At 64.8% G+C, this 25,640-nt stretch carries 25 protein-coding genes; 8 read left to right on the plus strand and 17 right to left on the minus strand.

Annotated elements, in window-relative coordinates:
* Nucleotides 1–8: 8 nt before the first annotated feature.
* Nucleotides 9–1,658, minus strand: coding sequence for a glucose-6-phosphate isomerase (pgi, locus tag JC616_RS12830; protein ID WP_107798818.1), 1,650 nt, complete (start codon nt 1,656–1,658; stop codon nt 9–11).
* Between the two features lie 228 nt (nt 1,659–1,886).
* Nucleotides 1,887–2,432 (minus strand): oligoribonuclease, encoded by a 546-nt coding sequence (gene orn, locus JC616_RS12835; protein ID WP_107798817.1) that lies wholly within the window; start codon nt 2,430–2,432, stop codon nt 1,887–1,889.
* 81 nt (nt 2,433–2,513) lie between these two features.
* Here orn and JC616_RS12840 point away from each other — a divergent pair, with 81 nt between their 5' ends.
* From JC616_RS12840 to JC616_RS12860, 5 genes are all read left to right on the plus strand, one after another.
* Nucleotides 2,514–3,758, plus strand: coding sequence for a M48 family metallopeptidase (locus tag JC616_RS12840; RefSeq protein WP_227103403.1), 1,245 nt, complete (start codon nt 2,514–2,516; stop codon nt 3,756–3,758).
* A 1-nt stretch (nt 3,759) separates the two neighbouring features.
* Nucleotides 3,760–4,086 carry a 4a-hydroxytetrahydrobiopterin dehydratase gene (locus JC616_RS12845; protein ID WP_048415508.1) on the plus strand — a complete coding sequence of 109 codons (327 nt, stop codon included), beginning with the start codon at nt 3,760–3,762 and terminating at the stop codon, nt 4,084–4,086.
* Entirely contained in the window at nt 4,083–4,958 is an 876-nt protein-coding gene (rsgA, locus tag JC616_RS12850) for a ribosome small subunit-dependent GTPase A (protein WP_227103405.1), read from the plus strand. Before JC616_RS12845 ends, rsgA begins: the two co-directional genes overlap by 4 nt.
* A 115-nt stretch (nt 4,959–5,073) precedes the next feature.
* A complete protein-coding gene (gene phbB / locus JC616_RS12855; protein ID WP_107798814.1) occupies nt 5,074–5,814 on the plus strand; it encodes an acetoacetyl-CoA reductase in 741 nt (246 codons plus the stop codon).
* Between the two features lie 106 nt (nt 5,815–5,920).
* On the plus strand, nt 5,921–6,403 hold the full coding sequence (locus JC616_RS12860; protein WP_227103407.1) for a GAF domain-containing protein: 483 nt from the start codon (nt 5,921–5,923) through the stop codon (nt 6,401–6,403).
* Between the two features lie 99 nt (nt 6,404–6,502).
* On the opposite strand, the gene JC616_RS12865 is transcribed toward JC616_RS12860, so the two are convergent.
* The 3 genes from JC616_RS12865 to JC616_RS24580 form a co-directional block, all read right to left on the minus strand.
* Nucleotides 6,503–6,739: a hypothetical protein gene (locus tag JC616_RS12865; protein ID WP_107798812.1), complete on the minus strand. Its 237-nt coding sequence runs from the start codon at nt 6,737–6,739 to the stop codon at nt 6,503–6,505.
* A 98-nt stretch (nt 6,740–6,837) separates the two neighbouring features.
* Nucleotides 6,838–7,905, minus strand: a complete 1,068-nt coding sequence (locus tag JC616_RS12870) for a DNA-binding protein (protein WP_227103409.1) — start codon at nt 7,903–7,905, stop codon at nt 6,838–6,840.
* Between the two features lie 171 nt (nt 7,906–8,076).
* Nucleotides 8,077–8,745, minus strand: coding sequence for an OmpA family protein (locus JC616_RS24580; RefSeq protein ID WP_107798810.1), 669 nt, complete (start codon nt 8,743–8,745; stop codon nt 8,077–8,079).
* A gap of 214 nt (nt 8,746–8,959) precedes the next feature.
* Between JC616_RS24580 and JC616_RS12885 the strand changes: the two genes are divergently transcribed.
* On the plus strand, nt 8,960–10,225 hold the full coding sequence (locus tag JC616_RS12885; protein WP_107798809.1) for an Hsp70 family protein: 1,266 nt from the start codon (nt 8,960–8,962) through the stop codon (nt 10,223–10,225).
* A gap of 92 nt (nt 10,226–10,317) precedes the next feature.
* Here JC616_RS12885 and JC616_RS12890 read toward each other — a convergent pair whose 3' ends face one another.
* The 5 genes from JC616_RS12890 to JC616_RS12910 all read right to left on the minus strand — a co-directional run bounded on the left by JC616_RS12890 (nt 10,318) and on the right by JC616_RS12910 (nt 14,144).
* Nucleotides 10,318–10,677: a hypothetical protein gene (locus tag JC616_RS12890; protein ID WP_227103411.1), complete on the minus strand. Its 360-nt coding sequence runs from the start codon at nt 10,675–10,677 to the stop codon at nt 10,318–10,320.
* A 253-nt stretch (nt 10,678–10,930) separates the two neighbouring features.
* Complete coding sequence (locus tag JC616_RS12895) at nt 10,931–11,920, minus strand: hypothetical protein (RefSeq protein ID WP_227103413.1); 990 nt, start codon at nt 11,918–11,920, stop codon at nt 10,931–10,933.
* A 46-nt stretch (nt 11,921–11,966) separates the two neighbouring features.
* Nucleotides 11,967–12,695, minus strand: coding sequence for a pseudouridine synthase (locus JC616_RS12900; RefSeq protein WP_227103415.1), 729 nt, complete (start codon nt 12,693–12,695; stop codon nt 11,967–11,969).
* Nucleotides 12,696–12,858: 163 nt separating this feature from the next.
* Entirely contained in the window at nt 12,859–13,254 is a 396-nt protein-coding gene (locus tag JC616_RS12905; RefSeq protein ID WP_227103417.1) for a hypothetical protein, read from the minus strand.
* Complete coding sequence (locus JC616_RS12910) at nt 13,251–14,144, minus strand: hypothetical protein (protein ID WP_227103419.1); 894 nt, start codon at nt 14,142–14,144, stop codon at nt 13,251–13,253. Before JC616_RS12910 ends, JC616_RS12905 begins: the two co-directional genes overlap by 4 nt.
* A 112-nt stretch (nt 14,145–14,256) precedes the next feature.
* Here JC616_RS12910 and JC616_RS12915 point away from each other — a divergent pair, with 112 nt between their 5' ends.
* Nucleotides 14,257–15,768, plus strand: coding sequence for an amidase (locus JC616_RS12915; RefSeq protein ID WP_227103421.1), 1,512 nt, complete (start codon nt 14,257–14,259; stop codon nt 15,766–15,768).
* Here the strand turns inward: JC616_RS12915 and JC616_RS12920 are convergent.
* From JC616_RS12920 to JC616_RS12945, 6 genes are all read right to left on the minus strand, one after another.
* Nucleotides 15,758–16,351, minus strand: a complete 594-nt coding sequence (locus JC616_RS12920; RefSeq protein WP_227103423.1) for a PqiC family protein — start codon at nt 16,349–16,351, stop codon at nt 15,758–15,760. The two genes, JC616_RS12915 and JC616_RS12920, sit on opposite strands and share 11 nt — an antisense overlap.
* Nucleotides 16,348–17,976 carry a PqiB family protein gene (locus tag JC616_RS12925; RefSeq protein WP_227103425.1) on the minus strand — a complete coding sequence of 543 codons (1,629 nt, stop codon included), beginning with the start codon at nt 17,974–17,976 and terminating at the stop codon, nt 16,348–16,350. The genes JC616_RS12920 and JC616_RS12925 overlap by 4 nt, the downstream gene beginning before the upstream one ends.
* Nucleotides 17,966–18,598: a paraquat-inducible protein A gene (locus JC616_RS12930; protein WP_107798803.1), complete on the minus strand. Its 633-nt coding sequence runs from the start codon at nt 18,596–18,598 to the stop codon at nt 17,966–17,968. Before JC616_RS12930 ends, JC616_RS12925 begins: the two co-directional genes overlap by 11 nt.
* The gene (locus JC616_RS12935) at nt 18,580–19,206 is read right to left on the minus strand and encodes a paraquat-inducible protein A (RefSeq protein ID WP_227103427.1); all 627 of its coding nucleotides are present in this window, start codon (nt 19,204–19,206) and stop codon (nt 18,580–18,582) included. The genes JC616_RS12930 and JC616_RS12935 overlap by 19 nt, the downstream gene beginning before the upstream one ends.
* Nucleotides 19,206–19,496: a helix-hairpin-helix domain-containing protein gene (locus tag JC616_RS12940; protein WP_107798801.1), complete on the minus strand. Its 291-nt coding sequence runs from the start codon at nt 19,494–19,496 to the stop codon at nt 19,206–19,208. Before JC616_RS12940 ends, JC616_RS12935 begins: the two co-directional genes overlap by 1 nt.
* Nucleotides 19,497–19,705: 209 nt before the next feature.
* On the minus strand, nt 19,706–20,470 hold the full coding sequence (locus JC616_RS12945; RefSeq protein WP_197081470.1) for a sulfite exporter TauE/SafE family protein: 765 nt from the start codon (nt 20,468–20,470) through the stop codon (nt 19,706–19,708).
* 114 nt (nt 20,471–20,584) lie between these two features.
* Between JC616_RS12945 and JC616_RS12950 the strand changes: the two genes are divergently transcribed.
* Nucleotides 20,585–21,505 (plus strand): LysR family transcriptional regulator, encoded by a 921-nt coding sequence (locus JC616_RS12950; RefSeq protein WP_107798800.1) that lies wholly within the window; start codon nt 20,585–20,587, stop codon nt 21,503–21,505.
* An 81-nt stretch (nt 21,506–21,586) separates the two neighbouring features.
* On the opposite strand, the gene purL is transcribed toward JC616_RS12950, so the two are convergent.
* Nucleotides 21,587–25,546 carry a phosphoribosylformylglycinamidine synthase gene (purL, locus tag JC616_RS12955; protein WP_227103429.1) on the minus strand — a complete coding sequence of 1,320 codons (3,960 nt, stop codon included), beginning with the start codon at nt 25,544–25,546 and terminating at the stop codon, nt 21,587–21,589.
* Nucleotides 25,547–25,640: the final 94 nt, after the last annotated feature.

The following is a 25,640-nucleotide window of genomic DNA, read 5'->3' on the forward strand; positions in this document are numbered from 1 at the left end:
CCATCCTCTCAGCCTCGCCGCGCTTTGAAATGGCGGATCAAGCCGTTGGTGGAGCTGTCGTGCGCCAGCGCGTCGTCGCCGGCGGCCAGCTCCGGCAGAATGCGGCGCGCCAGTTGCTTGCCGTACTCCACCCCCCATTGATCGAAGGAGTTGATGCCCCAGATCACGCCCTGCACGAACACCTTGTGCTCGTACAGCGCCAGCAGCATGCCCACGCTGCGCGGACTCACCTCGTCCAGCGCCAGGGTGTTGGACGGCTGATTGCCCGGGAAGAGCTTCTGCGGCAACAACATGTCTAGCTGCTCGCCCGGCAAATGCGCCAGCTCCCGCATCGCCTCGGCCTCGCTCTTGCCGCGCATCAAGGCTTCGGTCTGGGCCAGGCAGTTGGCCACCAGCACCTGGTGCTGGTCCGCTACCGGATAATGACTGCGCATCGGGATGATGAAGTCGCAAGGCACCAGTCGCGTGCCCTGATGCAGCAGCTGGAAAAAGGCGTGCTGGCTATTGGCCCCCTCTTCGCCCCAGATCACCGGGCCGGTGTCGAAATCCAGCGCTTCGCCGTAACGGCCGACGCGCTTGCCGTTGGACTCCATGTCCAATTGCTGCACATGGGCCGGCAAACGCCGCAAGCCGTGGTCGTAAGGCATGATGGCGTGGGTATGGGCGCGGTAGAAGGTGTTGTACCAGACGCCGATCAGCGCCAGCAGCACCGGCATATTGGCGGCGAAGGGCGCGCTGAAGAAATGCCGGTCCATCGCGTGACCGCCGGCCAGGAATTCCTGGAAGCGGTCGAAGCCTATCGACAGCATCACCGGCAGGCCGATGGCCGACCACGTGGAGTAGCGGCCGCCCACCCAGTCCCAAAAGCCGAACATATGCGCCGGATCGATGCCGAAAGCCTGCACCGCCGGCTGATTGGTGGACACCGCGACGAAATGACGCGCGATATCGGCCTCGCTCCCCGCCTGCAAAAACCACTGCCGCGCCGCCTGGGCGTTCAGCAGCGTCTCCGGCGTGGTGAAGGATTTGGACGCGATGATGAACAGGGTTTCGGCGGGGTCCAGCCGCTGCAGCGTGCGCGCGACGTGCGCGCCGTCCACATTGGAGACGAAATGCACGTCCAGCTCCGGCGACGCGTACGCGGCCAGCGCCTCTTTCACCATCAGCGGCCCCAGATCGGAACCGCCTATGCCCAGATTGACCACGTGACGGATGCGCCGGCCGCTGAAGCCTTTCCACTCGCCGCCGCGCACCTGTTCGCTGAAAGCGCGCATCCGCGCGAGCACCGCCTGCACCTCGGCCACCAGCTCGCAGCCGTCCAGCAGCAGGCTCTCGCCGGCCGGCAGCCGCAAGGCGGTGTGCAGCACCGCGCGGTCCTCGCTGACGTTGATGCGCTCGCCACCGCGCATTTTCTCCATCCAGCCGGCCAGATCGGCCTCGCGCGCCAATTCGAACAACAGCTCCAGCGTGCGTTCGGTGATGCGGTTCTTGGAGTAGTCCAGCAACAGGCCGTCCAGCTCCAGCGAAAAGCGCTGGAAACGCTGCGGATCGGCGTCGAACAACTCGCGCATATGCATGTGCCGGGTCGCGCGCTGATGCTGATGCAGCCGGGCCCAGACCCGGGTGGAATTAATGTCGGAACTGCGTTGCGAAGCCATATGGATTGCCGCTGGAATAAGTGTTCGCCAATAAAAAGGAGCAAGCTCCGCTGCGGAGCCGCTCCTGTGGGACAGTACCCCGCTTAAAACGTGTCTACGATCTCGCGAGCTAGAGCGGGACAAGGCGTTGCAGCTGAGAAAGCGGAATGTACTCGTGGCACATGCGCATTTCGAAGCGGCACTCGCCGTGCCACGTTTCACGACGCGCGGCGGATCGTAAACAGGTTCTTAGAGCTTGAGGAAATGCTCACGGTAGTAACGCAACTCCTCGATGGACTCCAGGATGTCCGCCAGCGCCTCGTGCTTGCCGCGTTTGACCACGCCGCGCGCCACCTCCGGCTTCCAACGCTTGCACAACTCTTTCAGCGTAGACACATCCAGGTTGCGATAGTGGAAATACTCTTCCAGCTTGGGCATCCAGCGCACCATGAAACGACGATCCTGGTGGATGGTGTTGCCGCACATCGGCGTGATCCGCGGCGGCACGTGCAGAGCCATGAAATCCAGCAGGATTTGCTCGGCCTCGGCTTCGCCCAGCGTGGAGGCCTTGACCTTTTCGATCAGGCCGCTCTTGCCGTGGGTGTTCTTGTTCCAGTCGTCCATGCCGTCCAACACCTCGTCGGGCTGGTGGATCACCAACACCGGCGATTCCGCCACCACGTTCAGCTGGCTGTCGGTCACGATCATCGCCACTTCGATGATGCGGTCGGTCTCTGGATTCAGGCCCGTCATTTCCATGTCGAGCCAGATGAGGTTCATTTGATCTTGTGTCATACTTGCCAATCTTTGCAAAACCCTTCTATTTTCCTTCATTGCCGCGCTGGCGGCAAACCTGACAGCAGATAACGGACTCCGATGACCGAGGCATTCAGCTCTCTCTTCCTGGCCGCGCTGGCGGCCACACTCGCGCTAAAACTCTGGCTGGGCTGGCGCCACGCCCGCCACATCGCCCGCCACCGCGCGGAAGTGCCCGCCGCTTTTCGCGACGCCATCGCCTTGCAACAACATCAATTGGCCGCCGATTATTGCATCGCCAAGACCCGTTTCGGCCTGTTTTCCGCCGTGCTGGACAGCCTGGTGATCCTGGCGCTGACCTTTGGCGGCGTGCTGCAATGGCTGGCCGGCGCCGTGGCCGCCGCAGGCGTCTCGCCGCTGCCGTCCGGCCTGCTGCTGATCGTGGGCGTGGCGGCGCTGACCGGCTGCGTCAGCTTTCCGCTCAGCCTGTACTCCACCTTTGGCATCGAGGCCCGCTTCGGCTTCAACAAGACCACGCCCAGGCTGTTCATCATCGACCAGATCAAGGGCCTGCTGCTGGGCGCCGTCATCGGCTTGCCGCTGGTGGCGCTGGTGCTGTGGCTGATGGACATTTCCGGCCCGCTGTGGTGGCTGTGGGTCTGGCTGGTCTGGACCGGCTTCCAGCTGCTGATGGTGGCGATCTACCCGACGCTGATCGCGCCGCTGTTCAATAAATTCACCCCGCTGGAAGACCTGGAGCTCAAGGCGCGCATCGAAGCGCTGCTGCGACGCGCCGGCTTCCAGAGCCAGGGCGTCTTCGTGATGGACGGCTCCCGCCGCTCCAGCCACGGCAACGCCTACTTCACCGGCTTTGGCGCCGGCAAGCGCATCGTGTTCTTCGACACCTTGCTGGGGCAATTGGACCATCAGGAAATCGAAGCGGTGCTGGCTCACGAGCTTGGCCATTTCAAGCGCCGCCACATCGTCAAGCGCATCGCGCTGGCCTTCGCGCTGTCGCTGGGCTTCCTATTCCTGCTGGGGCAGCTGCTGGACGCGCCCTGGTTCTACGCCGGCCTGGGCGTCTCCACGCCCAGCACCGCGATGGCGCTGATCCTGTTCTTCACCGCGGTGCCGGCCTTCACCTTTCCGTTCACCCCGCTGTCCAGCAGCCTGTCGCGCCGCCATGAATACGAGGCCGACGACTTCGCCGCCAGCGAAACCGACGCCGGCAAACTGGTGTCCGCCCTGGTCAAACTTTATCGCGACAACGCGTCCACGCTGACGCCGGACCCGCTGCATTCCGCTTTTTACGACTCGCACCCGCCCGCCGCGCTGCGCATCAACCATCTACAAGGAAACCGCTGACATGAACCTGCTCGAACTGTCCTGCGAAGCCCAACACGGCGCCAGCCCGCTGGCCGCCAGCACCGTCAACCAATTGATGGGTTCCCTGCCCGGCTGGAACATCCGCGGCATCGAACTGACCAAGACCTTTCCCTTCGCCAACTTCCACGACACCATGGCCTTCGTCAACGCGCTGGCCTGGATCGCCCACCGCGAAGACCACCACCCGGACCTGTCGGTGCATTACAACCGCGTCGTCGTCAACTTCAGCACCCACGACGCCGGCGGCCTGACCCTGAACGACTTCATCTGCGCCGCCAAGACCGAAGCGCTGCTGGCCCGCCCATGACAGGTCAGACCGGACAAATCATCCGCAGCCACGGCCGCCGCTTCATCGTTGAATCCGACGGCCAGGTTTACGATTGCACCACCCGCGGCAAACGCGTCGATTTCGCCTGTGGCGACTGGGTGGACATCCTGGTGCAGAACAAGGAACAGGCCGTCATCGAGCGCTCACAAGAGCGACGCAGCCTGCTCTACCGCCAGGACGACTGGAAAACCAAGGTCATCGCCGCCAATGTGACCCGCATCCTGTTCGTGATCGCCGCCGTGCCCAGCCCCAACGAAGAACTGCTGGGCCGCTGCCTGATCGCCGCGGAAGCCGGCGACATCGATCCCGTCATCGTGGTCAACAAGGCCGACCTGCCGGAAACCGAGGGCTTGCTGCGCAAGTTGGAGCTGTACCGCCAACTGGGCTACCAAGTGGTCACCCTGTCCGCCAAGCAGGACGTCGCGCCGCTGCTGCCCTTGCTGCAAGGCCAGACCAGCGTCTTCGTCGGCCAGTCCGGCATGGGCAAGTCCACGCTGACCAATGCGCTGCTGCCGGACGCCAACGCCCGCATCGGCGACATTTCCACCGCGCTGGACTCCGGCCGCCACACCACGACTCACGCCACGCTTTACCATCTGAACGCGGACAGTCATCTGATCGATTCCCCCGGCCTGCAGGAGTTTGGCCTCAAGCATTTGAAGGCCGCCGAACTAACCCGCTACTTCCCGGAAATACGCCCGTTGATTGGTCAATGCCGCTTCCACAATTGTTCGCACCGCGTGGAACCGAACTGTGCCATCATGACCGCATGTGAATCGGGCGCCATCGCCAAGTCCCGGCTCTCTTTGCTGCAACGTCTAACGGATGAACTTTCACCGTCCAAGCCGTGACGAAGGGTGTGCGTACTTTCCATTCACATACGCGGGTAATTCACTTATCCTAAAAAACTGAAAGTCGTATCGCATAAGCATATCCAGACAGACAGCCAAAAAAGGAGCCAGCACTATGACTAAGCGAATCGCACTCGTAACCGGCGGCATGGGCGGTATTGGCACCGCCATCTGCAAAGCCCTGGCGGAAAGCGGTCACATCGTAGTCACCACCTACAGCAAGCCCGGCCGCGAACAAGCCTGGCTCGCCGACATGAAGGGGCTGGGACTCAAGGATATCCACGCCTACCAATGCGACGTCACCGACACCGCAGCCTGCAAGGCACTGGCCGAAAAGGTGGCCAAAGACCTGGGGCCGGTGGACGTGCTGGTCAACAACGCCGGCATCACCCGCGACTGCAGTTTCAAGAAGCAGACCAAGGACGATTGGGACGCGGTGCTGCGCACCAATCTGGACTCCCTGTTCAATATGACCAAGCCGGTGGTGGACGGCATGGGCGACCGCGGCTTCGGCCGTATCATCAACATCTCCTCGATCAACGGTCAGAAGGGGCAGTTCGGCCAGACCAACTACTCCGCCGCCAAAGCCGGCATGCACGGCTTCACCATGGCCCTGGCGCAGGAAGTGGCGCGCAAGGGCGTGACCGTCAACACCATTTCGCCCGGCTATATCGCCACCGATATGGTGATGGCGGTGGCGGAGGAGACGCGCAACAAGATCGTGGCGCAGATTCCGGTGGGCCGTCTGGGCAAGCCCGAGGAAATCGCCGCCCTGGTCGCCTTCCTCGCCTCCGAACAGGCCGGCTTCATCACCGGCGCCAACGTGGCGATGAACGGCGGTCAACACATGATGTAAACGGGCCCCAGCCCGCCGCGCGACGCCGCCCCGCCGGGCGGCGTTTTCTTTTGCCCGCCCGCTGTGTATGCTGTCGCTTTCCCAAGCCACACCCCGACGACACCCCATGGCAGAACAGCTGATCATCCACGGCGCCGACAAACAAGAGCGCTATCAAACCCTATTGCCGCAGGCGCTGGCGCTGATTGAGTCCGAGACTGATCAGATCGCCGCGCTGGCCAATCTCTGCGCCGCCTTGCACAGCAGCTTCGACTGGCTGTGGACCGGCTTCTACCTGGTCAAGCACAAGCAACTGGTGCTTGGCCCCTTCCAGGGCCCGATCGCCTGCACTCGCATCCCGTTTGGCAAAGGGGTGTGCGGCAGCGCCTGGCAGGCCGAAAAAACCCTGGTGGTGGATGATGTCGACGCTTTCCCCGGTCATATCGCCTGCTCCTCCAGCGCCCGTTCGGAAATCGTGGTGCCCATCCGCAACGCCGCAGGCGAAGTGGTCGCGGTGCTGGATGTGGATTCCAGCGAACCGGCCAGCTTCGACGCGGTGGACGCCGAATACCTGGAGCGCATCGCCGCGGGGCTGGCCCGCTTGTTCTGAGAAAGCCCGCAAACCGGCCTCAAGAGCTTTCGAGGCCGCCGCGGCCATGAAAAAAGCGCGCCCTTTGGCGCGCTTTTCATTGCCGGCCCTTGCCGCCGGCTACGACTGCAAATGCATAGGGTCTCGCCCCTCGCGGGATCTCGACCACGCGCGTCCCGCCAGCTCCAGAACCCAGAACACGGCCAGACCGGACAGAATGGACAAATTCTTGCCCGCGGCCATCGCCAGCAAACCCTGCCAGAAAGAGCCGCCGTCCGCCCAGCACAAGCCGCACCACACGAACAAGGCCAGCAGGGAGATCAGCGCCGGCGCGCGATAATATTCGACGAAAGTCATATTGCCTCCAATCAAGACAATCCTCACGTCAAACTAGCAAAGCCGGCTTCCGCCGGCATCGTGGCAAGCACTTAGTAGAAACACGCGTCCGGAGCGCGCTAGCCCAGCAGGGGCAATTGCAGTTGCCGCCCCAGCCATTCGCGCAAGCCGGCCTCGTCCAGCGCCAACAGCTCCTGGCGCGAACCGGCCAGAATCTCGACCAAACGCGCCAGCTGCCGCTCGGCGCCCAGATTCACCTCGCCGGCCAGCCGGCTGTTCTCGCTGGCCATATCCAGCAAGCGCGCCGAAGTCTGCTCCAACTGCACCGCCTGCCGCAACGCATCCTGCTCCAAGGCGGCATTGCGCCCTTCCAGCCACTCCAGCCTCGCCTCCAAACGGCCGTTGTCTCGCTCGCGCTCCGCCAGACGGTCGCGCCACTCGCCTTCCAGCCGCGTCCGCTCGCGCCGGCTTTGTTGCAAAGCCTCTTCCTGGCGCGCCTGCGCCTGCTGCATCGCCCGACGCTCCTCTTCCATCTGTTCATAGAGCCGCAGCCGCAAACCTTCCAGCCGCTCATAGGCCAGCGCCTCGCGCCGCGCGGCTTCCTCCCGCGCCTCCTGCACTTTCAGCTCGGCGCGCTCTTCCAGTTCCTGCTGACGTTGCTCCGCCTGACGCCTAAGCTCGGACAGCTCCTTCCTGGACTGCTCCAGCCTCGACTCCTGCTCCATCTGCGCCCGCTCCAGCATCTGGCGCCGGGTTTCCTCGCCCTGCAAGCGTCCTTCCAAATCCGCCAGCCTCGCGGCGCGCAACTCCAGCTCGCGCAAGGCGGACTGCAACTCGGCCTGGCGCGCCGCCAGCCCGGCTTCCAGCTCGCGGGTCTCCGCCGCTGCCTGGGCCACCGCGGTTTCCGCGTCCTGACGCAAAGACTCCAGCCGGCCGTCCGCCTCGTCGCAGGCCCGCTGCCACACTTGTTCAAAGGCTTCGGCCAGGCCGGCCGGCCAATCCGGCCGCCGCGACGACACCGCCACCCGCGACAGAAACTCCTGTCGCCATTCTTTCAAGGTGTTGTTGATCGTGGTGTTGGAGCCCGCGCCTATCCTGGCCCTCACCTCCATCACCGTCGGCCATACACCTTCGCCCACCAGCTCGAACGCCGCCTGCCGGATGCGCGAATAAATATCTGTCGCCATGCCTGAAAATGCCCGTTTGTCGTGACCGACATTCTAGCAAAGCGTCGCTTTAAAATATATTACGTATTACATTTAAAATTTAACAGACAGCCTGCGTATGCCTCGGCCGAAAAACACAAAGGGCGGCGCGCCGTTTACGGCGCCCGCCCCGCGTCGCTCCGTCCGCCCGCGTCAACCGCGCGCGGCTTCGCCCACGAAGATTTCCACCCGCCGGTTCTTCGCCCGCCCCGAGGCGCTGGCGTTGCTCGCCACCGGCTCATGCGAGCCGCGGCCGGCGATGCTGATCCGCCCCTCCGCCACGCCGCGCGCGGTCAGATAGTCGCGCGTGGCGCGGGCGCGGTTCAGCGACAGCGGGTCATTGACCGCATTGGAGCCGGTGTTGTCGGTATGGCCGACGATCTTCACCGTGGTCACCGGGTTCTGGTTCAAGGTGGCGGCGAAACGGTCCAGAATCGGCCGCAGATTGGGCTTGATGTCGTAGCGGCCCACGTCAAAAGACACATCGCTGGGGATGTCCAGCTTCAGCTGATTGTCCGCGGTCTGGCTGACGCTGACGCCCGAACCCTTGGTCGCCTGCTCCATCGCCGCCTTCTGCTCCTGCATGTGCTTGGACCACAAATAGCCGCCGCCGGCGCCCAGCGCCGCGCCCAGGGCCGCGCCGGTGGCGGCGCTGCGGCCAGGATTGCCGCCGGCGGTCAGGCCGCCCAGCACCGCGCCGGCCACCGCGCCAATCGCCGCGCCGGTACCAGTGTCTTTCTGGGTTTCGGACATGTTCGCGCAGCCGGACAGACCGCCGCTCCCCAGCGCCAATGCAACAAACATCACGATCAGTTTATTCATGCCTGGATCCTTTCCATTCAGTCCATTACCCGCCCCGGCTCCTGCGGGACGCGCTTTCAGCATATACCCATTGCGTTGCGGCCACCGCGCGTCCCGGCCAAAAGACAGGCGCGGCCAAAGCCGCCAAAGCGACAAAACGCTTGATTCGGTTGCCAAAGCCTTCCCTTGCCGCGCCAATCCGCGTACCATCGCGCCTCGCTTTACGGGAGGGAATATGAACACGCAGACTACGGCCCGCGCCTGCGGCATTGACTTTGGCACATCCAACTCCACCGTGGGGTGGCTGCGCCCGAACCAAGCCACTCTATTGACGCTGGAGGACGGCAAGATCACCTTGCCCTCGGTGGTTTTCTTCAATTACGAGGAAGATCATTCCGTGTTCGGCCGGCTAGCGCTGCAGGAATACATGGAAGGCTATGAAGGCCGGCTGATGCGCTCGCTGAAAAGCCTGCTAGGCTCCAACCTGATCGACAGCCAAACCGAAGTGCAAGGCAAGGCCCTGCCTTTCCGCCACCTGCTCAGCCTGTTCATCCAGGAATTGAAGCTGCGCGCCGACCGCGCCGCCGAGCGCCCGTTCGAACAAGTGGTGCTGGGCCGCCCGGTGCACTTTGTCGACGACAACCCCAAGGCCGATGCCGAAGCCGAGACCACGCTGGGCGAGATCGCGCGCCAGGTGGGCTTCAAGGACGTGTCCTTCCAGTTCGAACCCATCGCCGCCGCCTTCGACTACGAAGCCCGGCTGGAACGCGAAGAGCTGGTGCTGATCGTCGACATCGGCGGCGGCACCTCGGACTTCACCCTGATCCGCCTGGCGCCCGAGCGCCACCGCCTGGACGAGCGCCTCGACGACATTCTCGCCACCGGCGGCGTCCACATCGGCGGCACGGACTTCGACAAGCAATTGAGCCTGCACGGCGTGATGCCCCTGTTCGGCTTCAAGAGCCGGCTGCGCAACAACGCGGAGATGCCGTCCAGCCAGTACTTCAACCTGGCCACCTGGCACACCATCAACTTCGCCTACACCCGCAAGGCCTGGATGGACCTGCAGGACGTGCACCGCGACGCGGCGCAGCCGCAGGTGCTGGACCGCCTGTTCCGCCTGATCCAGGACCGCGCCGGCCACCGACTGGCGATGCAGGTGGAAGCCGCCAAGATCGCGCTGTCGGACGAGGCGCAGCACCGGCTGGACCTGGGGCATATCGAGGCCGGCCTGCATTGCGAGTTGAGCCGCGATCAATTCAATCACAGCATAGACGCGATGCTGGGCCAGATCGGCGCCACCGTGCGCCAATTGCTGACCGACGCCTGCGCGCAGGCCGACGACATCGACACCGTCTTCTTCACCGGCGGCTCCAGCGGCGTGCCGGCGCTGCGCGACAGCATCAAGCGCCTGCTGCCCCAGGCCCGCCATGTGGAAGGCGACCTCTTCGGCAGCATCGGCAGCGGCCTGGCGATCGAGGCCGCCAAACGCTACGGTTAAGACACGATTCGCGCCCGGCCCGCCGGGCCCTGAAACGCCAAAGGCCGAGCATGCTTGCTCGGCCTTTTCGCTTATTCGCACAGCGGCGGCGCTTACGCGCCGGAACCGCCGCTAGTCTTCTTGCCTTTGCGCCGCGCCTCCGGCGGCAGATCGAACTCGAACAACTGCGCGGTGCGCCCGGTCTGCGATTGACAGGCTATCATCAGCGCGCGGTTGATCGCCTCCTTCTTGCTGACACCCCACCACTCTATCATTTTATCCAGCGACTTCTGCGCATCCCGGCTCAGCTCCACCGTCACCGACAGCTCCTGCAGACGGCTGCGGCGCAGTTCGCGGCTGCGCCGCTTGCGCTCGGCCACCGTCATCGCGCGCTCGCCCAAAGGCTTGCGTCCCGGCTTTTTGCGGACGCCGCCAATCAGATCGAAGGTGTAGTGATCGCAAGGATCTTTCATGGCTTGAGTGACGGGTCACGGTCGTTGCTGAAGAGGGGCGCAAGGATAGCACAAAGCAAGCCCTGGCGGGCGTTTCACGCATTCCCGGCGCAAAATATCCCATTGCGATGCGGCGGGCGCAAAAAAACCCCGGCCTGGTGCCGGGGCAGACTCAATCAGCCGCCCTGAAGGCTGATCGAAAGCGACTATACAGTTCCAGCATAGCCCTTGTTTCGGCTTTGCACAGCCCGCTTTGGCATAGCCGGGCCCCGTCTCAGTCGCTGCCGAATTCCCGCTCCAGTTCCGCCAGCGCCTGGCGCGTCACCCGCACCGGCATCAAGGCGCGGCGCAAAGGTTGGGTCTGCCCCAACACCAGCTCCTCGAACTCCAGTTCGGTGGCGTCTTCGCCCGGCGCGTCCTGCTTGATCCCCATGCGGTTCAGGTACAAGGTCCGCCATTCCAGCCGAAAATATTCGGCCGGATGCTCCAGCACATGGCGCACCGTCTCCAGCAAGCCCTCAAGGCTCAGCGCGCCGCGCGCCTCGCGCAATTGGGGCTCGATCTCGGCCATGCGCCGCTGCACCCCTTCGCAGGTATCGGGCAAGGGCGAACCGTCCGAGGAGCCGTCCACCACGGTGCCGGCCTCGCAACGCAGCACGCTCAAGCGCAATTGCAGCCGCGACATCTCGTTGTCCAAGGTCTGGCGCAACTGCTCCAGCAGGCTCAGCCGCCGCGCGATCACCGTGACCAGCATTTCCTCGCTGCGCCGCGCGCTGCTCTCAAGCAGCAGCTCGCGCGACGCGCAGGGCATGGCCAGCCTATGACCGTCGAAGCTCACCACCTGCTGCGGCACTTCGCGGCGCAGCTCCCCGCCCTCCATCGCCACGCCCAGGCGGCCGGTTTCGCTGCGCGCCATCGACAACAAGGCCCAGGCCTCGTCGCCCTGGCTGGCGGACAGGAAGAAATTGCGCAAGGCTTCGCTCTGCCGCAGGCAGGACAAAAGGCTGGCCGGCCCGGAAAACAGCAAGCCCAGCCGCGGGTCCTGCGCAAAGCCGCGCAAGGACAGCGTCAGCGGCTCCGGCATTCGGCTGGGCAACTCGGCCAGATAGGCCTGGGTGACGCGCATGCCCGGGGCCAGCGCGTCCAGATAGCCGGGAGACAGGCGCAAACGCTTGTCCGTGCCGTCGACCAGGCTCTCTATCGCCTGCGTCAACTCCCGCTGCTGCTGCCGGCTTTCGGCATCCAGCCCCCATCTTTGCAACAAGCGCCCTAACATGCGTCCCCCACTGACAACCGGCCGTCCGGCCGGATCAAAACGATTCGTCGTCGCGCAGATAGCGCCATTGGCCGGTGGGCAGATTGCCCAGCTTGACCTTGCCGATGCGAATCCGCTTCAGGCCTACCACGCGCAAGCCCACCAGTTCGCACATGCGGCGGATCTGGCGTTTCTTGCCCTCGCGCAGCACAAAACGCAACTGATCCTCGTTTTGCCAAGCCACGGTGGCAGGCAGCAATTTTTTACCATCCAGCTCCAGACCGTGATTGAGCAGACTCAAACCTTCTTCGGAAAGTTCGCCCTCCACCCGCACCAGGTACTCCTTGTCCACGCTGGAATGCTCGCCGATGATCTGCTTGGCCACCCGGCCGTCCTGGGTCAGGATCAACAGGCCCACCGAATCGATGTCCAGACGGCCGGCCGGCGCCAGCCCTCTCAGATGCTGCGCAGAAAACCGGCGGCGGCTCTTGTCCTCCGCCCACTGGTTTTCCGGTTTGACCAGCACCACCGCCGGCTCGTAGCCGTCCTCGGCCTGGCCGGACACGTAACCCATGGGCTTGTTCAGCAGGATGGTGACGCGCGAGGCTTGAGCGTCCTGCGCCTTCTTGTCCACTTCGATCAGATTGTGCGGCAGCACTTTCTGCCCGAGGACGGCCACCTCGCCGTCCACTTTCACCCACCCTTGTTCGATATAGCTATCGGCCTCGCGGCGCGAGCACAAACCCAACTCGGCCATGCGTTTCGACAGGCGCACTGGTTCCATCATTTCGTTCCGTAATAAAAAAAGCGGCTTGCGCCCGCTGCGGCGCCCGCTCCGTCTCCATCTTCCAAGACAGACGCTCGGGCCACCCGCAACCACCGGCAAGTCCGCTGTTGCATTCCCGCTATTGTAGGGGATGCCACTGCAACTGGCTATGCGCCAACCATCACCCTCCTGTTGGGGACTTGTTCAGCACCCCGGTACCACGCACCTCCTCTCTGGTGGACAAGCGCCACTGCAGCACCTTACCCCCAACGTCAAACAATAACACCAGCTCCTTGTCGTAACGGTTCTGCGCACTGAACAAGGGCCCCAGGTCGGTGAAGTTTTGCAACTGAGGCCGATGCTGAACATAGCTGTACACCCACAATTCACGATTGCTGGAAAAACGTATTCGGTCCTGCGGCTCCCCAAAAGCATCAAGCACCTCGCGCCGGCTGCCTCCGCTTTGCAGCATTCGCTTCACCGCCGGTTCATCCACTTCCGCCAACTGCCTGCTTCCGCTGCTGGCGCACCCCATCAACCAACAAACGCAACATAGCGCCCACCATCGCTTTTTCATTTGCCGCCCTCCCCAATCATGGGTTCCAACACGACTTGCGCATCGTCAGACCATGCCCCTACATCCAGCGGCACCGAATACAAATACTCACGCGGGTACGGCCATTGAAAGAACGGTGTGAACGACTCAGCGCGACCGTAAAGCCAGATGACGGGCAAGGTGAACTGCTTGCCACGCTCCAACAAGGTAACGCTGAACACCGGCTTGTCAGCAATGAACAAGTATTGAACGCGCCCTTGCTCATAAGGGTTTTTCTCGCTCTGCAAGCGCGCCAGCCCCTTGAGCATCGCCTCGCCCAAGGCCGCTGAAGCCTTGCGCGCGCAGGCCACCACATCCTCCTGACACGCGGCCTCCACCACCGGCAAGCAGGCCACCTCCCTCTCATCCCGCAAGCTCACCCTACTCTGGACCCCCACCAAGCACTCCAGTCGCAAATCTCCCAGCCGCCGGGTATTGGCGGGCAGACCTTTGCTGCGTACCACCGGACGCCAACTCAACTCCACCGGGGGCAGGTTCGCCACCAACAGTGCTTTGCGCTGCGCCAGCCCCGCCAGCTCATCCAGGGCAAAGCTGTAGTCGCTGGCGAGCTTGACCATGCCTTTGCCCCCACTGCCATCGCGCCAAAATAGCCCTACTCCCGCCCGCGGCGGATGTGGATAAAGGCGATAGCGCAGCGAGGAGCCCGGTGCCAGCGCGCGGAATGCGTCGAAAGCCGCCCGCCCCTTAGCCAATTCGGCATAGGCGTAAACCGACTCCTTGCGCGGGGCCTGCGAGTGTCCTGGTGTTTCGGCAACCGCCCCGACCGCCATCAGCAAACCCAAGAAACCAACTCCCGCCCTCAGATTGCGCATTGCCACGCCTCCCCCGTAAAATTCATATTGCATCATCAAGACAAGAAAACCATCGCATTCGATTTTATTTAGTCGCAATCAGTACATCAAGCCGTCTTGTTCGACTATGCTGGTACGCCATGGAGCGCCAGCCAAGCCCCCGGAGGCAGGCATGAACTGTTTCAATGAATACGAAGACTACGACGGCATTGGCCTGGCCCAGCTGATCGCCGGCGGCCAGATCAGCGCCGGCGAGGCCGCGGCCGCCGCCCAGGCACGGCTGGAGCGCTGGAATCCGGCGCTGAACGCGGTCTGCCTGCCGCTGCCGGAACAGGCTCAGGCCCAGTTGCGGCAAGCGCAAGGCGCCGGCCCGCTTGCCGGCTGCCCGGTGCTGATCAAGGATTTGCTGGCCGACATCGCCGGCGTGCCCACTCGCAACGGCAGCCGCCTGTTCGACGGCTATGTCGCGCCGCGCGACGCCGACATCATCCAACGTTATCGCCAGGGCGGCCTGATCTTCATCGGCAAGACCACCACGCCTGAACTGGGCCTCAGTCCCTACACCGAATCCGAGGTCTACGGCCTCAGCCGCAATCCCTGGGACCTGACCCGCACCCCGGGCGGCTCCAGCGGCGGCTCGGCCGCGGCGGTGGCCGCCGGCATCGTGCCCATCGCCCACGGCGGCGACGGCGGCGGCTCCATCCGCATTCCCGCCTCCAACTGCGGCGTGTTCGGCCTCAAGCCCAGCCGCGGACGCGGCCCGGCCGGACCGGACTACAGCGAGGGCTGGCAGGGCCTGGTCTGCCAACACGCGCTGACGCGCAGCGTGCGCGACAGCGCGGCGATGCTGGACCTGCTGGCCGGCGGCCCGCGCGGCGGCGAGGCCTATTACTGGCCGGCGCCGGAGCAAAGCTTTTTCGCCGCGCATCAGCGCGAGCCCGGCAAGCTGCGCATCGCCTGGAGCAAGCGCCCCATCCTGGGCGGCGCGCTGCACCCGGACTGCGCCGCCGCGCTGGACGACGCGCTGGCCTTGCTGACCGAGCTGGGACACGAGGTGGAAGAAGCGTCGCCGCCGCTGGCGTCGCCGGAGGAATACAACCGCGCGATGCTGGCCATCATCTGCGGCGAGATGGCCGGCCTGCTGCGCGACATCGAGCGCCGCACCGGCAAGCCGGCGCGCCACCAGCAACTGGAAGCGGCCAGCTGGGCGCTGGCGCGCTACGGCGAGCGGCTCAGCGCCGGTGAGCTGGCCTGGGCGCGCGGTTTCGCCTGGGAGCAGGCCCGGATCATGGAAACCTTCCACCAGCGCTACGACGCGCTGGCCACCCCGACCCTGAACCAGCCGCCCGCCCTCGTCGGCGGCCTGGGGCCCAGCGCCGCCGAAACCGCGATCTCGCGCTGGATGCTGGGCAAGCTGGGCTGGGACTGGACTTTGCGCTTCGGCCAGTTGATTCCGGCCACTTCGCGCCGTCTGATGGAGTATCTGGGCTGGACCATACCCTTCAATATGAGCGGACAGCCGGCAATGAGCGTGCCGCTGTACTGGAGCCAGGCCGGGCTGCCGATAGGCGTGCAATTCGTCGCGCGCTGCGGCGACGACCTGACCCTGCTGCGGCTGGCCCGCCAGTTGGAGCAGGCCAGACCGTGGGCGCAACGGCGCCCGCCGGCCCCGCCTAGCGCTTGAAGCCGGCCAGAGCCGGCCCCAACTCGCCGGCCAGCCGGCGGCCCAGCTCGGTCACCAGCGTCTGCAGGCCGGCCGCGGCCGCCGCGGCGTCCGGCGTCGCCAAAGGCTGACTCTGCAGGAAATAACCGCTGGCCAGCGGCCGTTTGTCGCCCTGCGTCGGCAGCGCCTGCCAAGCCACTTCCAGCGAGGCGTCGCGCCCCGGACGCAGGCGCAGCTGGCGCACGTCCAGCAATAAGCGGACGTCCCCGCCGCCCATGCCCGGTTGCGGATAGGCGTAGATGCTGGCCAGGCCCAGCGAGCGGGACAGGTCCGCCGCCACGGCTTGCGTCAGCATGCGGTCCAGCGGACCGGCCCAGCGTTGCAAGTCCAGCAATTCAACATTGCCGGCGGCGTCTTCCACCACCAGCTGGGGCCGCTCCAGTCCCGCGGGCAGGCTTGCCGGCCCCACCATCACGCTGACGCCCAGCACGGGGGTCGCGGCCGCCGTCGACAGCGCCGGCCGCAATTGATGGAAGGTGGTGGGCGGCGAGGCGCAGGCGCTTAGCAGCGCCAGCATGATCAAGCTCAGCGCGATGGATTTCATTTTTTCTCTCCCTTGCCACGTATCAACGCTTCCGGATGGCGGTCCAGGTAATCGGCCAGCGCGCGGAAACTGCGCGCCGTTTCCGACACTTCCTGCGCCGCCGCGCGCACATCCTGCTGCAGCGGCGAATCCGCCTGCATCGTCTGGCGCGTGCTTTCCAGCGTTTTCTGCAAGTCTTCCAGCGTTTTCACCGCCTGCGGCAGCACCTTGCCGTCCATGTTCTCGGACAGCTTGCGCATGCTGTCCAGCGTCTGGTGCAGCGATTTCAACGATTGATTCAGCTCCTCGCCGATGCTGTCGAACGGCACCTTGTCCAGCCGGCGCGCAATGCGCTGCAATACTCGTTGCAGTTCTTCCAGATCGCCCGGCAGCGTCGGCAGCTCGGTCATGCCGTTGCGCACCGCCACCTTGGCCGGCTTGGCCTCGGGGAAGAAGTCCAGCGCCACGTAAAGCTGACCGGTGATCAGACTGCCGGAGCGCAGCTGGGCGCGCAGGCCGTTGCGCACCAGCGATTCCACGGAAATCTTGGCCGACAGGCTGTGATCGCCGGACAGGGTGTTGAGCCGGCTGGGATAGGTGCGGATGTCCACCGTCATGTCGAAGTCCTTGCGCGCCGCCGCGTATTCGATGCCGATGGCGGTGACTTCGCCGAAGGTGATTCCGCGGAAATCCACCGGCGCGCCCACGGTCAGGCCGCGCACCGACTGCCGGAACTTCAGCCGGAAGGACTGGGTTTCCCGGTCGCGGTTCTGCAGCGCTTTTTCGCGGGTTTCATTGAGCAGGAACAGGTATTTGGCGTCCGGCGCCTTGTCCGGCCCGTCGCTGAGCGGGGTTTCAAAGGCGATGCCGCCCAGCGCGATCGCCGCCAAGGATTGGGTGTTGACGCTCAGGCCGTTGGCGCCGATGGCCACGTCGATGCCGCTGGCGTGCCAGAAGCGGCTGTTGACGGTGACGAAGTGATCATAGGGCGCGTTGACGAAGACCGACAGCTTCACCGCGCTGCCGGCCGGGTCCAGCTCGTAGCCCACCACCTGGCCCACCGGCACGCGGCGGAAATACACCGGCGAGCCGGCGTTGAGCGAGCCCAGATTGTCGGAGCGCAGCACGAACATCTTGCCCGGTAGGTCCGCGTTGATGATGGGCGGCACTTCCAGGCCCTTGAACTCGGTGCGGCGCTCCTTGCTCTTACCCACGTCCATGCCGATGTAGGAGCCGCCCAGCACCGTGCCCAGACCGGACACGCTGCCGCCGGAGATGCGCGGCCGCACCACCCAGAAACGGCTGTCCGCCACCAGGTAATCGTCCACGTTCTTGCTCAGCTCCGCGGTGACCAGGATGGACTGGCGGTCCGGGCTCACCGACACCGCCTTCACCTCGCCTATCTCCACGTCCTTGTACTTGATCCGGGTTTTGCCCGCCTCCAGCCCTTCCGCGTTCTGGAAGGCGATGGTGATGGTGGGCCCGCGCGACAAGACCGCGCTCACCGCCAGCCAGCCGCCTATCACCGCCGCCACCACCGGAATCAGCCACACCAGCGACGGCGACCAGCGCCGCCGCTTCACCGGCACCGCGACCGGCAAGTCCTCGCCGGCTGCGGCCGGTTTTTCGGGTTGATCACTGCTCATCGTCTTCCTTTACCTGATCCCAGATCAGCCTGGGATCGAAACTCATCGCCGCCACCATGGTCAGCACCACCACCGTGCCGAAGGCGATCGCCCCCGGCCCGGCCTTGATCGACGCCAGCGACTGCCATTGCACCAGCGCCACCATCAGGGCCACCACGTAAATGTCCAACATCGACCACGGGCCGATCACCTCCACCACCCGATACAGCCGCGTCCGTTGCCGCGGCGCCCAGCCGGAACCCAGCTGCACCGTCACCAGCAAGAGCAGCAAGGCCAGAATCTTCAACAGCGGCACCAGCACGCTGGCGGTGAACACCACCAGCGCCAGCGGCCAGGAGCCGGATTTCCACAAATACACCACCCCGCTCATGATGGTGTCGTTCTGCATGCCCATGATGGTGGAGGTTTCCATGATAGGCAGCAGATTGGCGGGCAGATAGGCCACCATCGCCGCCAGCAGCAAGGCCCAGCTGCGCTGCAGGCTGTGCGGCTTGCGCGAGTGCAGCGCGGCGTGGCAGCGCGGGCAGGATTGGGCGCCTTCTCCGGCCCGGCACAGCAGCCCGCAGCCGTGGCACAGCCACAGGCCGGACTGCGCGGCGGTTTTCACGCGGTAGTCCGACATTGCTGACAACGCTCCCACAAGTCTTCCGGATTGAAACGACTGGCGCTGGCCGCCATCAACACGATCAAGGCGAACAAGGCCATCAGGCCCACGCCCACGTGCACGGTGGCCAGGCTGACCAGTTTGACCAAGGACACCAGGATGCCCAGCAAAAACACTTCCACCATGCACCATGGGCGGGTCAGTATCTTCAGCCGCATCAGCCAGGGAAAGCCGCGCGGCACATGGCCGAAGGCCAGCGGCAGCCGCACATAGAGCATGCTGCCCAGCTCCAGCGACGGCATCACGATGCCGGTGAACATCACCAGCATCGCCACCGACAACATGCCCTGGCGCTCCAGCGCCACCACCGTCTGCCACAAGGTGGCCGCGCTGCGGGCTCCGGCGGCCTCCAGGGTCACCACCGGATAGACGTTGGCCAGCAGAAAGGCGATCACCCCGGTCAGCAGCAGCGCCAGTTCGGCGTCCTGCCGCTGCGCGCCGTAACGGCGCACCAAAGCGCCGCAGCGCGGGCAGCACGCCCGGCCCTCCCCCTTCAACGCCACCCGCATCAGTAGATCGCAATCGTGGCAGGCGGTCAGCTTGGAATCGGCGTCCGGCCGCGTCATCAGTAGCCGCCTTTCGCCTTGCGCTCGGCGGTGAAGCTCCACCACGGCCGCGCCTCGTCGCTGTCCATGTAATGGACCACCGACATCAGCGTATCCAGCACGCACGGGTCCTGCCGGGTTCCGGTCAGTTCGCACAAACGGTGGTACAGCCGCAAAGGCTCGGCGCCGCGCAATTGGCGCGGCTCTTCGATGCCGAGCAAGCGCAAATCTTCGGCCAGGCTGGGGCCGATATTGGGCAGCTCGCGCAAATGCCGCGCCCGCGCCGCGGGCGGACAACGTGATGGATGCATAAACTCTCTGCGCAGATGGCGACAACCCGCATCATAAAGGAGGCCGCGCCAGAGTTCAAAAGCCGGCCCGGCCCGGAGGCCGTTCAACATCCCGAGAATTAGGCGAGACAAGGAGGGAGGAAAGGAAGAAACGGAAGGGAGGCGGCGCATGCGCCTTGCGCAACGGCGCCCGCCGCGCCCGGTCCAGCACGGCGGACTTGAACAGACGCTCAGCCGTGGAAGATGTCCCAGCCCAGCTTGAGGATCAAGGTGCTGGTCAACAGCAGGAACAGCACCCGCACAAAGCCGGTGCCCTTCTTCATCGCCACCCAGGTGCCCACCGTCGCGCCGGCCATATTGCACACCGCCATCGGCAGCGCGTACTGGAACAGCACATGGCCGGCGGGGATGAAGAACAGCAGCGCCGCGCAGTTGGTGGTCAGGTTCACCACCTTGGCCGAGGCCGAGGCGTGCAGAAAATCGAAAGCGAAGAAGCGGATGAACAAAAACATCAGAAAGCTGCCGGTGCCGGGGCCGAACAGGCCGTCGTAAAAACCGATGGCGCCGCCAATGGCCATGCCTATCGCCATTTCGCGCCGGCCTATCGCCACCGGCTTGTGCAGGGAGCCGAAGTCCTTCTTCCACAAGGTGTACACCGCCATCACCACCAGGAGCGCCAACACCAGGGGGCGCAGCACGGCCTTGTCGATCAGGCTGACCGTGGCCGCGCCGGCGATGGACATGAAGAAGGCCGCCACCGCCGCCGGCAGCACCAAGCGCCACGGCACCTTGACCCGCTTCAGATAGGAACGCGCGGCGGACAAGGTGCCCATGGCCGCCGCCAGCTTATTGGTGCCGAACACCGTGGCCGGCGCCAGATTGGGCAAGGCGCTGAACAAGGCCGGAATCTGAATCAGGCCGCCACCGCCCACCGCCGCGTCCACCAGGCCGGCGGCGAAGGCAATCACGCACAAAAAACTCAAGGTCAACAGCATCCACTTCTCCCGGCTCCGCGCCGCTTACAGTTAGGACAAGATTCTATGCCTTGCCAGCCAAGCGTGCTTGCAATACCGTATTGCGAAAATCGCAATCAGAATGCCGGGGCCGGGATGAAATCCTTATGGGAATTGCGCGTGTTCTGCGCGGTGGTGGAAAGAAAAAGCTTTGTCGCCGCCGCGCGCCAGCTGGGCACATCGCCCAGCAGCGCCACACGCGCGGTGCAGACACTGGAAGAAGCGCTGGGCGGCAGCCTGCTGGCGCGCTCGCAAAAACAGGTCAATCTGACCCTGGCCGGCGAAAGCTATTACGCCGCGGCGCGCAAGATGCTGGACCTGCAGGAAGAAGCCGAGGACGAGCTGGCGGCCTTGAGCGAGGCGCCGCGCGGCCTGCTGCGCTTTTCCGCGCCGGAGGCGATGAGCCACGCTCTCTTGCCGCCGGTGCTGACCCGCATGGCCGACGCCAACCCGGAGCTGCGCTTCGACGTGCTGTACAGCGACACCATACTGGACCCGATACGCGAGAAGCTGGACTTCAGCATCCGCGGCGCCTTCCCCGCCTCCAGCGAGCTGATCGGCTACCCGCTGTGGGATTACCAGCGCCACCTCTACGCCAGCCCGGCCTATGTCGAGCGCCACGGCGCGCCGCAAACGCCGGAACAACTGCCGGAGCACCGGGTGCTGATCCACTCCGCGCCGCGCGTGCTGAAAGCCTGGAACTTCGTGTCCGCCGGCCACCAGCTCAGCCTCAATCTGACGCCCTGGCACCGCGTCAGCTCCGGCAGCGCCGTGCTCCACGCCGTGCTGGCCGGCCTGGGCGTCGCCCGCCTGGGCGATTGGCTGGCCGAGCCGCTGGTGCGCGCCGGCCAGCTGCTGCGGCTGTGCCCGGATTACCGCATCGTCTCCAGCCACGGCGACAACCCGCAGATGCACGCCGTCTTCGCCAACCGTCGCATTCCGCGCAAAGCCCGGCTATTGCTGGAGGAGGTGCGCGCAGCCGCCCGCGACGCCGGCTACGGGCTTAAAGCGCGCTGAACCATAAAAAAAACGGAAGCCAAAGCTTCCGTTTCGATCATGTTCACCATGGGCCGGAACACCGGCCCACCATGGCCCCGCTCAACCCACCCAGCGGCGGGCGGCGGCGAACATCCGGTACCAAGCGCCGTTCTCGCCCCAATCCGCCGGGTGCCAGCTGTTCTGCACCGTGCGGAACACCCGTTCCGGGTGCGGCATCATGATGGTGAAGCGGCCGTCGGCCGTGGTCACCCCGGTGATGCCCGCCGGCGAGCCGTTGGGGTTCAGCGGATAGGTCTGGGTGGCGCGGCCGTCGAAATCGACATAGCGCAACGCCGTCAGCGCCTGCTCCTGCGCGCCCGGCGCGAACACCGCGCGGCCCTCGCCGTGGCTGACCACCACCGGCAGCTGGCTGCCCACCATATCGCCCAGGAAGATGGACGGCGAGGCCGTCACTTCCACCATGGCGAAGCGCGCCTCGAACTGCTCGGAAGCGTTGCGGTGGAACTTGGGCCAGTGTTCGGCGCCCGGGATGATGGACGACAGATTGGACATCATCTGGCAGCCGTTGCACACGCCCAGCGCGAAAGTGTCGCCGCGGCCGAAGAAGGCCTCGAACTGATCGCGGGCGCGCGGATTGAACAGAATGCTCTTGGCCCAGCCTTCGCCGGCGCCCAGCACGTCGCCGTAGCTGAAGCCGCCGCAGGCGGCCAGGCCCTTGAAATCCGCCAGCGACACGCGGCCGCTGATGACGTCGCTCATATGCACGTCCACGGTGTCGAAACCGGCGCGGTCGAAAGCGGCCGCCATCTCCAGCTGACCGTTGACGCCCTGCTCGCGCAGCACCGCCAGGCGCGGACGCGCGCCGCCGGCGACGAAGGGCGCCGCCGGATCGGCGTGCACGTCGAAGCTCAGCTTGGCGCTCAGACCCGGCGCTTTCGGGCTGGAACGCAGCAGGTGTTCACTGTCGGCGCAGGCAGGGTTGTCGCGCAGGCGCTGCATGCGGGCGCTGGTCTCGGACCATTCGCGGTGCAGATCGGAACGGCTCTCGTTGAACAACTCCACGCCGCGGTGCTTGATCACCAGGCGGTCCTTGTTGTTCACGCGGCCGATCACGAACAGCTCGCGGCCGATGCCGGCCTTCATGAAGCGCGAAATCACTTCCGGCGTGTCGGATTTCTTCACCTGCAACACCGCGCCCAACTCTTCATTGAACAGCACCCGCATCAGGCGGCCATGGGTGGCGGCTTCCTGAGTGGGCTGCACGAAGTCGTCGATGATGCGCTGGGTGTTCTTGCGCTCGATCACCAGTTCCTGCAGATCGATGGTGACGCCGATATGGCCGGCGAACATCATTTCCGACAAGGTCACGAACAGGCCGCCGTCGGAGCGGTCGTGATAGGCCAGCAACATATCGTCGCGCAACAGCGTCTGCACGGTGTTGAAGAAGGCCGCCAACTGGTGCGGGCTTTCCACGTCCGGCGCCTTGCCTTCCATCGCCTTCCATACCTGGCCGTAGATGGAACCGCCCAGACGGCAGCGGCCGTAGCCCAGGTCGATCAGGATCAGATCGGTGTCTTTGTCCTCTTTCAGCTCCGGCGTCGCGGTTTTGCGCACGTCTTCCACCGGGGAGAAAGCGGAAATGATCAGCGACAGCGGCGCGGTCACGGCTTTCTTCTCGCCGGCCTCTTCCCACACCGTCTTCATCGACAAGGAATCCTTGCCCACCGGGATGCTGATGCCCAGGTCCTGGCTCAGCTTGGACACCGCGTCCACCGTGCGGTACAGGCGCGCTTCCTCGCCCGGGTGGCCGGCGGCGGCCATCCAGTTAGCGGACAGCTTGACGTTGCCCAGGTGGCCGACAAAAGAGGCGGCGATATTGGTCAGCGCCTCGCCTATCGCCATGCGGCCGGAGGCCGGCGCGTCGAACAACGCGGTGGGCGTGCGTTCGCCCATCGCCATCGCTTCGCCGCGGTAGGTGTTGAAACCCATGGTGGTGACGGCCACGTCCGCCACCGGCACCTGCCAGCGGCCCACCATCTGATCGCGCGCGGTCATACCGCCCACGGTGCGGTCGCCGATGGTGATCAGGAAGGATTTGTCCGCCACCGTCGGGTTGCGCAGCACGCGCAGCGCGGTTTCCTTCAATTCAAAGCGCGAGGCGTCGAAGATGGCCAGATCGCGTTCGCGGGTGCTCACGTCGCGGGTCATCCGCGGCGGCTTGCCCAGCAACACCTCCAGCGGCATGTCCACCGGATGGTTGTCGAAGTGATCGTCGCGCACCTGCAGATGGCCGTCGTCGGTGGCCACGCCCAGCACCGCGAACGGGCATCGCTCGCGTTCACACAGCGCGGTGAAGCGTTCCAGATCCTGCGGCAGCACCGCCATCACATAGCGCTCCTGCGACTCGTTGGACCAGATCTGCATCGGCGTCATGCCCTTTTCTTCCAGGTGCACTTTGCGCAAATGGAAGACGGCGCCGCGGCCGGCGTCGTTCACCAGCTCCGGGAAGGCGTTGGACAGGCCGCCGGCGCCCACGTCGTGAATCGATACGATGGGGTTGGCGTCGCCCATCTGCCAGCAGCGGTCGATCACTTCCTGGCAACGGCGTTCGATTTCCGGGTTGCCGCGCTGCACGGAGTCGAAGTCCAGGTCCGCGCTATTGGCGCCGGTGTCCATGGACGAAGCCGCGCCGCCGCCCAGGCCGATCAGCAGGCTGGGGCCGCCCAGCTGAATCAGCAGCGCGCCTTCCGGAATCTCGTTCTTGTGGATTTGCTGCTGCTGGATATTGCCCAGGCCGCCGGCGATCATGATCGGCTTGTGATAGCCGCGCATCTCGCCTTCCACCACTTCTTCGAAGGTGCGGAAATAGCCGGTCAGATTGGGACGGCCGAACTCATTATTGAACGCCGCGCCGCCAATCGGGCCTTCCAGCATGATCTGCAAGGCGGAGGCGATGCGCTCCGGCTTGCCGTATTGCGCCGCTACGTCGCTGTAACGCTCCCACGGCTGCACAAAGCCGGGGATGTTCAGATTGGACACGGTGAAACCGGTCATGCCGGCCTTGGGACGCGAGCCGCGGCCGGTGGCGCCCTCGTCGCGGATTTCGCCGCCGTTGCCGGTGGACGCGCCGGCGAACGGCGAAATCGCCGTCGGGTGGTTATGGGTTTCCACCTTCATCAGAATATCGGTGGGCTCGCTGTGGTAAGCGTAGCCGTGGCCGTCCGGCTGCGGATAGAAGCGCTCGATGAAAGCGCCTTCGATCACCGAGGCGTTGTCCTTGTACGCCACCAGCGTGCCTTGCGGATTGGCGTCGTGGGTGTCCCGGATCATGCGGAACAGCGACTTTTCCTGCTCCTCGCCGTCGATGATGAATTTGGCGTTAAAGATCTTGTGGCGGCAGTGCTCGGAGTTGGCCTGCGCGAACATCATCAATTCCACGTCGGTGGGATTGCGGCGCATCTTGGTGAAGTTTTCCACCAGATATTCCACCTCGTCCTCGGACAGGGCCAGGCCCAGATCGGCGTTGGCCGCCTCCAGCGCCGCGCGGCCGCCGGCGAGAATGTCCACGCTGCTCATCGGCTGCGGATCTTGATGGACAAACAGGCGGGCGGCGTCGTCCAGCGAGGCCAACACCGTTTCCGTCATCCTATCGTGCAAGAGGCCCGTCAAAATATGACGAGCCTCTTCATTTAAAGATTGTTGCGCGGACTTAACCCAGAAGGCGGTGCCGCGTTCGATGCGGTGAATCCCTCCCAGCCCGCAGTGCTGGGCGATATCGGTGGCCTTGGAGGCCCAGGGCGACAAAGTGCCCAATCGCGGCGTCACCAGAAACAGTTCGCCATCCGGCTGGCCGGCCAACGGCGCTTCGCCGTAACTCAGCAACTTGCCCAAGGTGGCCTGCTCTTCCAGCGTCAGTTCGGTTTCGCTTTCGGCGAAATGCCAGAATTCGGCACTGATGCTGAGATCCGGCAGCCCGGCTTCGGCGGCTGCGGCAAGCAGTTTTTCAAGACGGAACGGCGACAGCGCAACGCCGCCACGGAGCTTGGTAAGGTAAGACATTAGACACCCGCGACAAGTATCAGGAAAGCGCGTCATAATACAGCAATTCACTGTTTGTTTTAAGCGGCTAATTGCCCGGATGTCCGCCGCTTAA

This window comes from Chromobacterium rhizoryzae, assembly GCF_020544465.1.
Classification (GTDB): domain Bacteria; phylum Pseudomonadota; class Gammaproteobacteria; order Burkholderiales; family Chromobacteriaceae; genus Chromobacterium.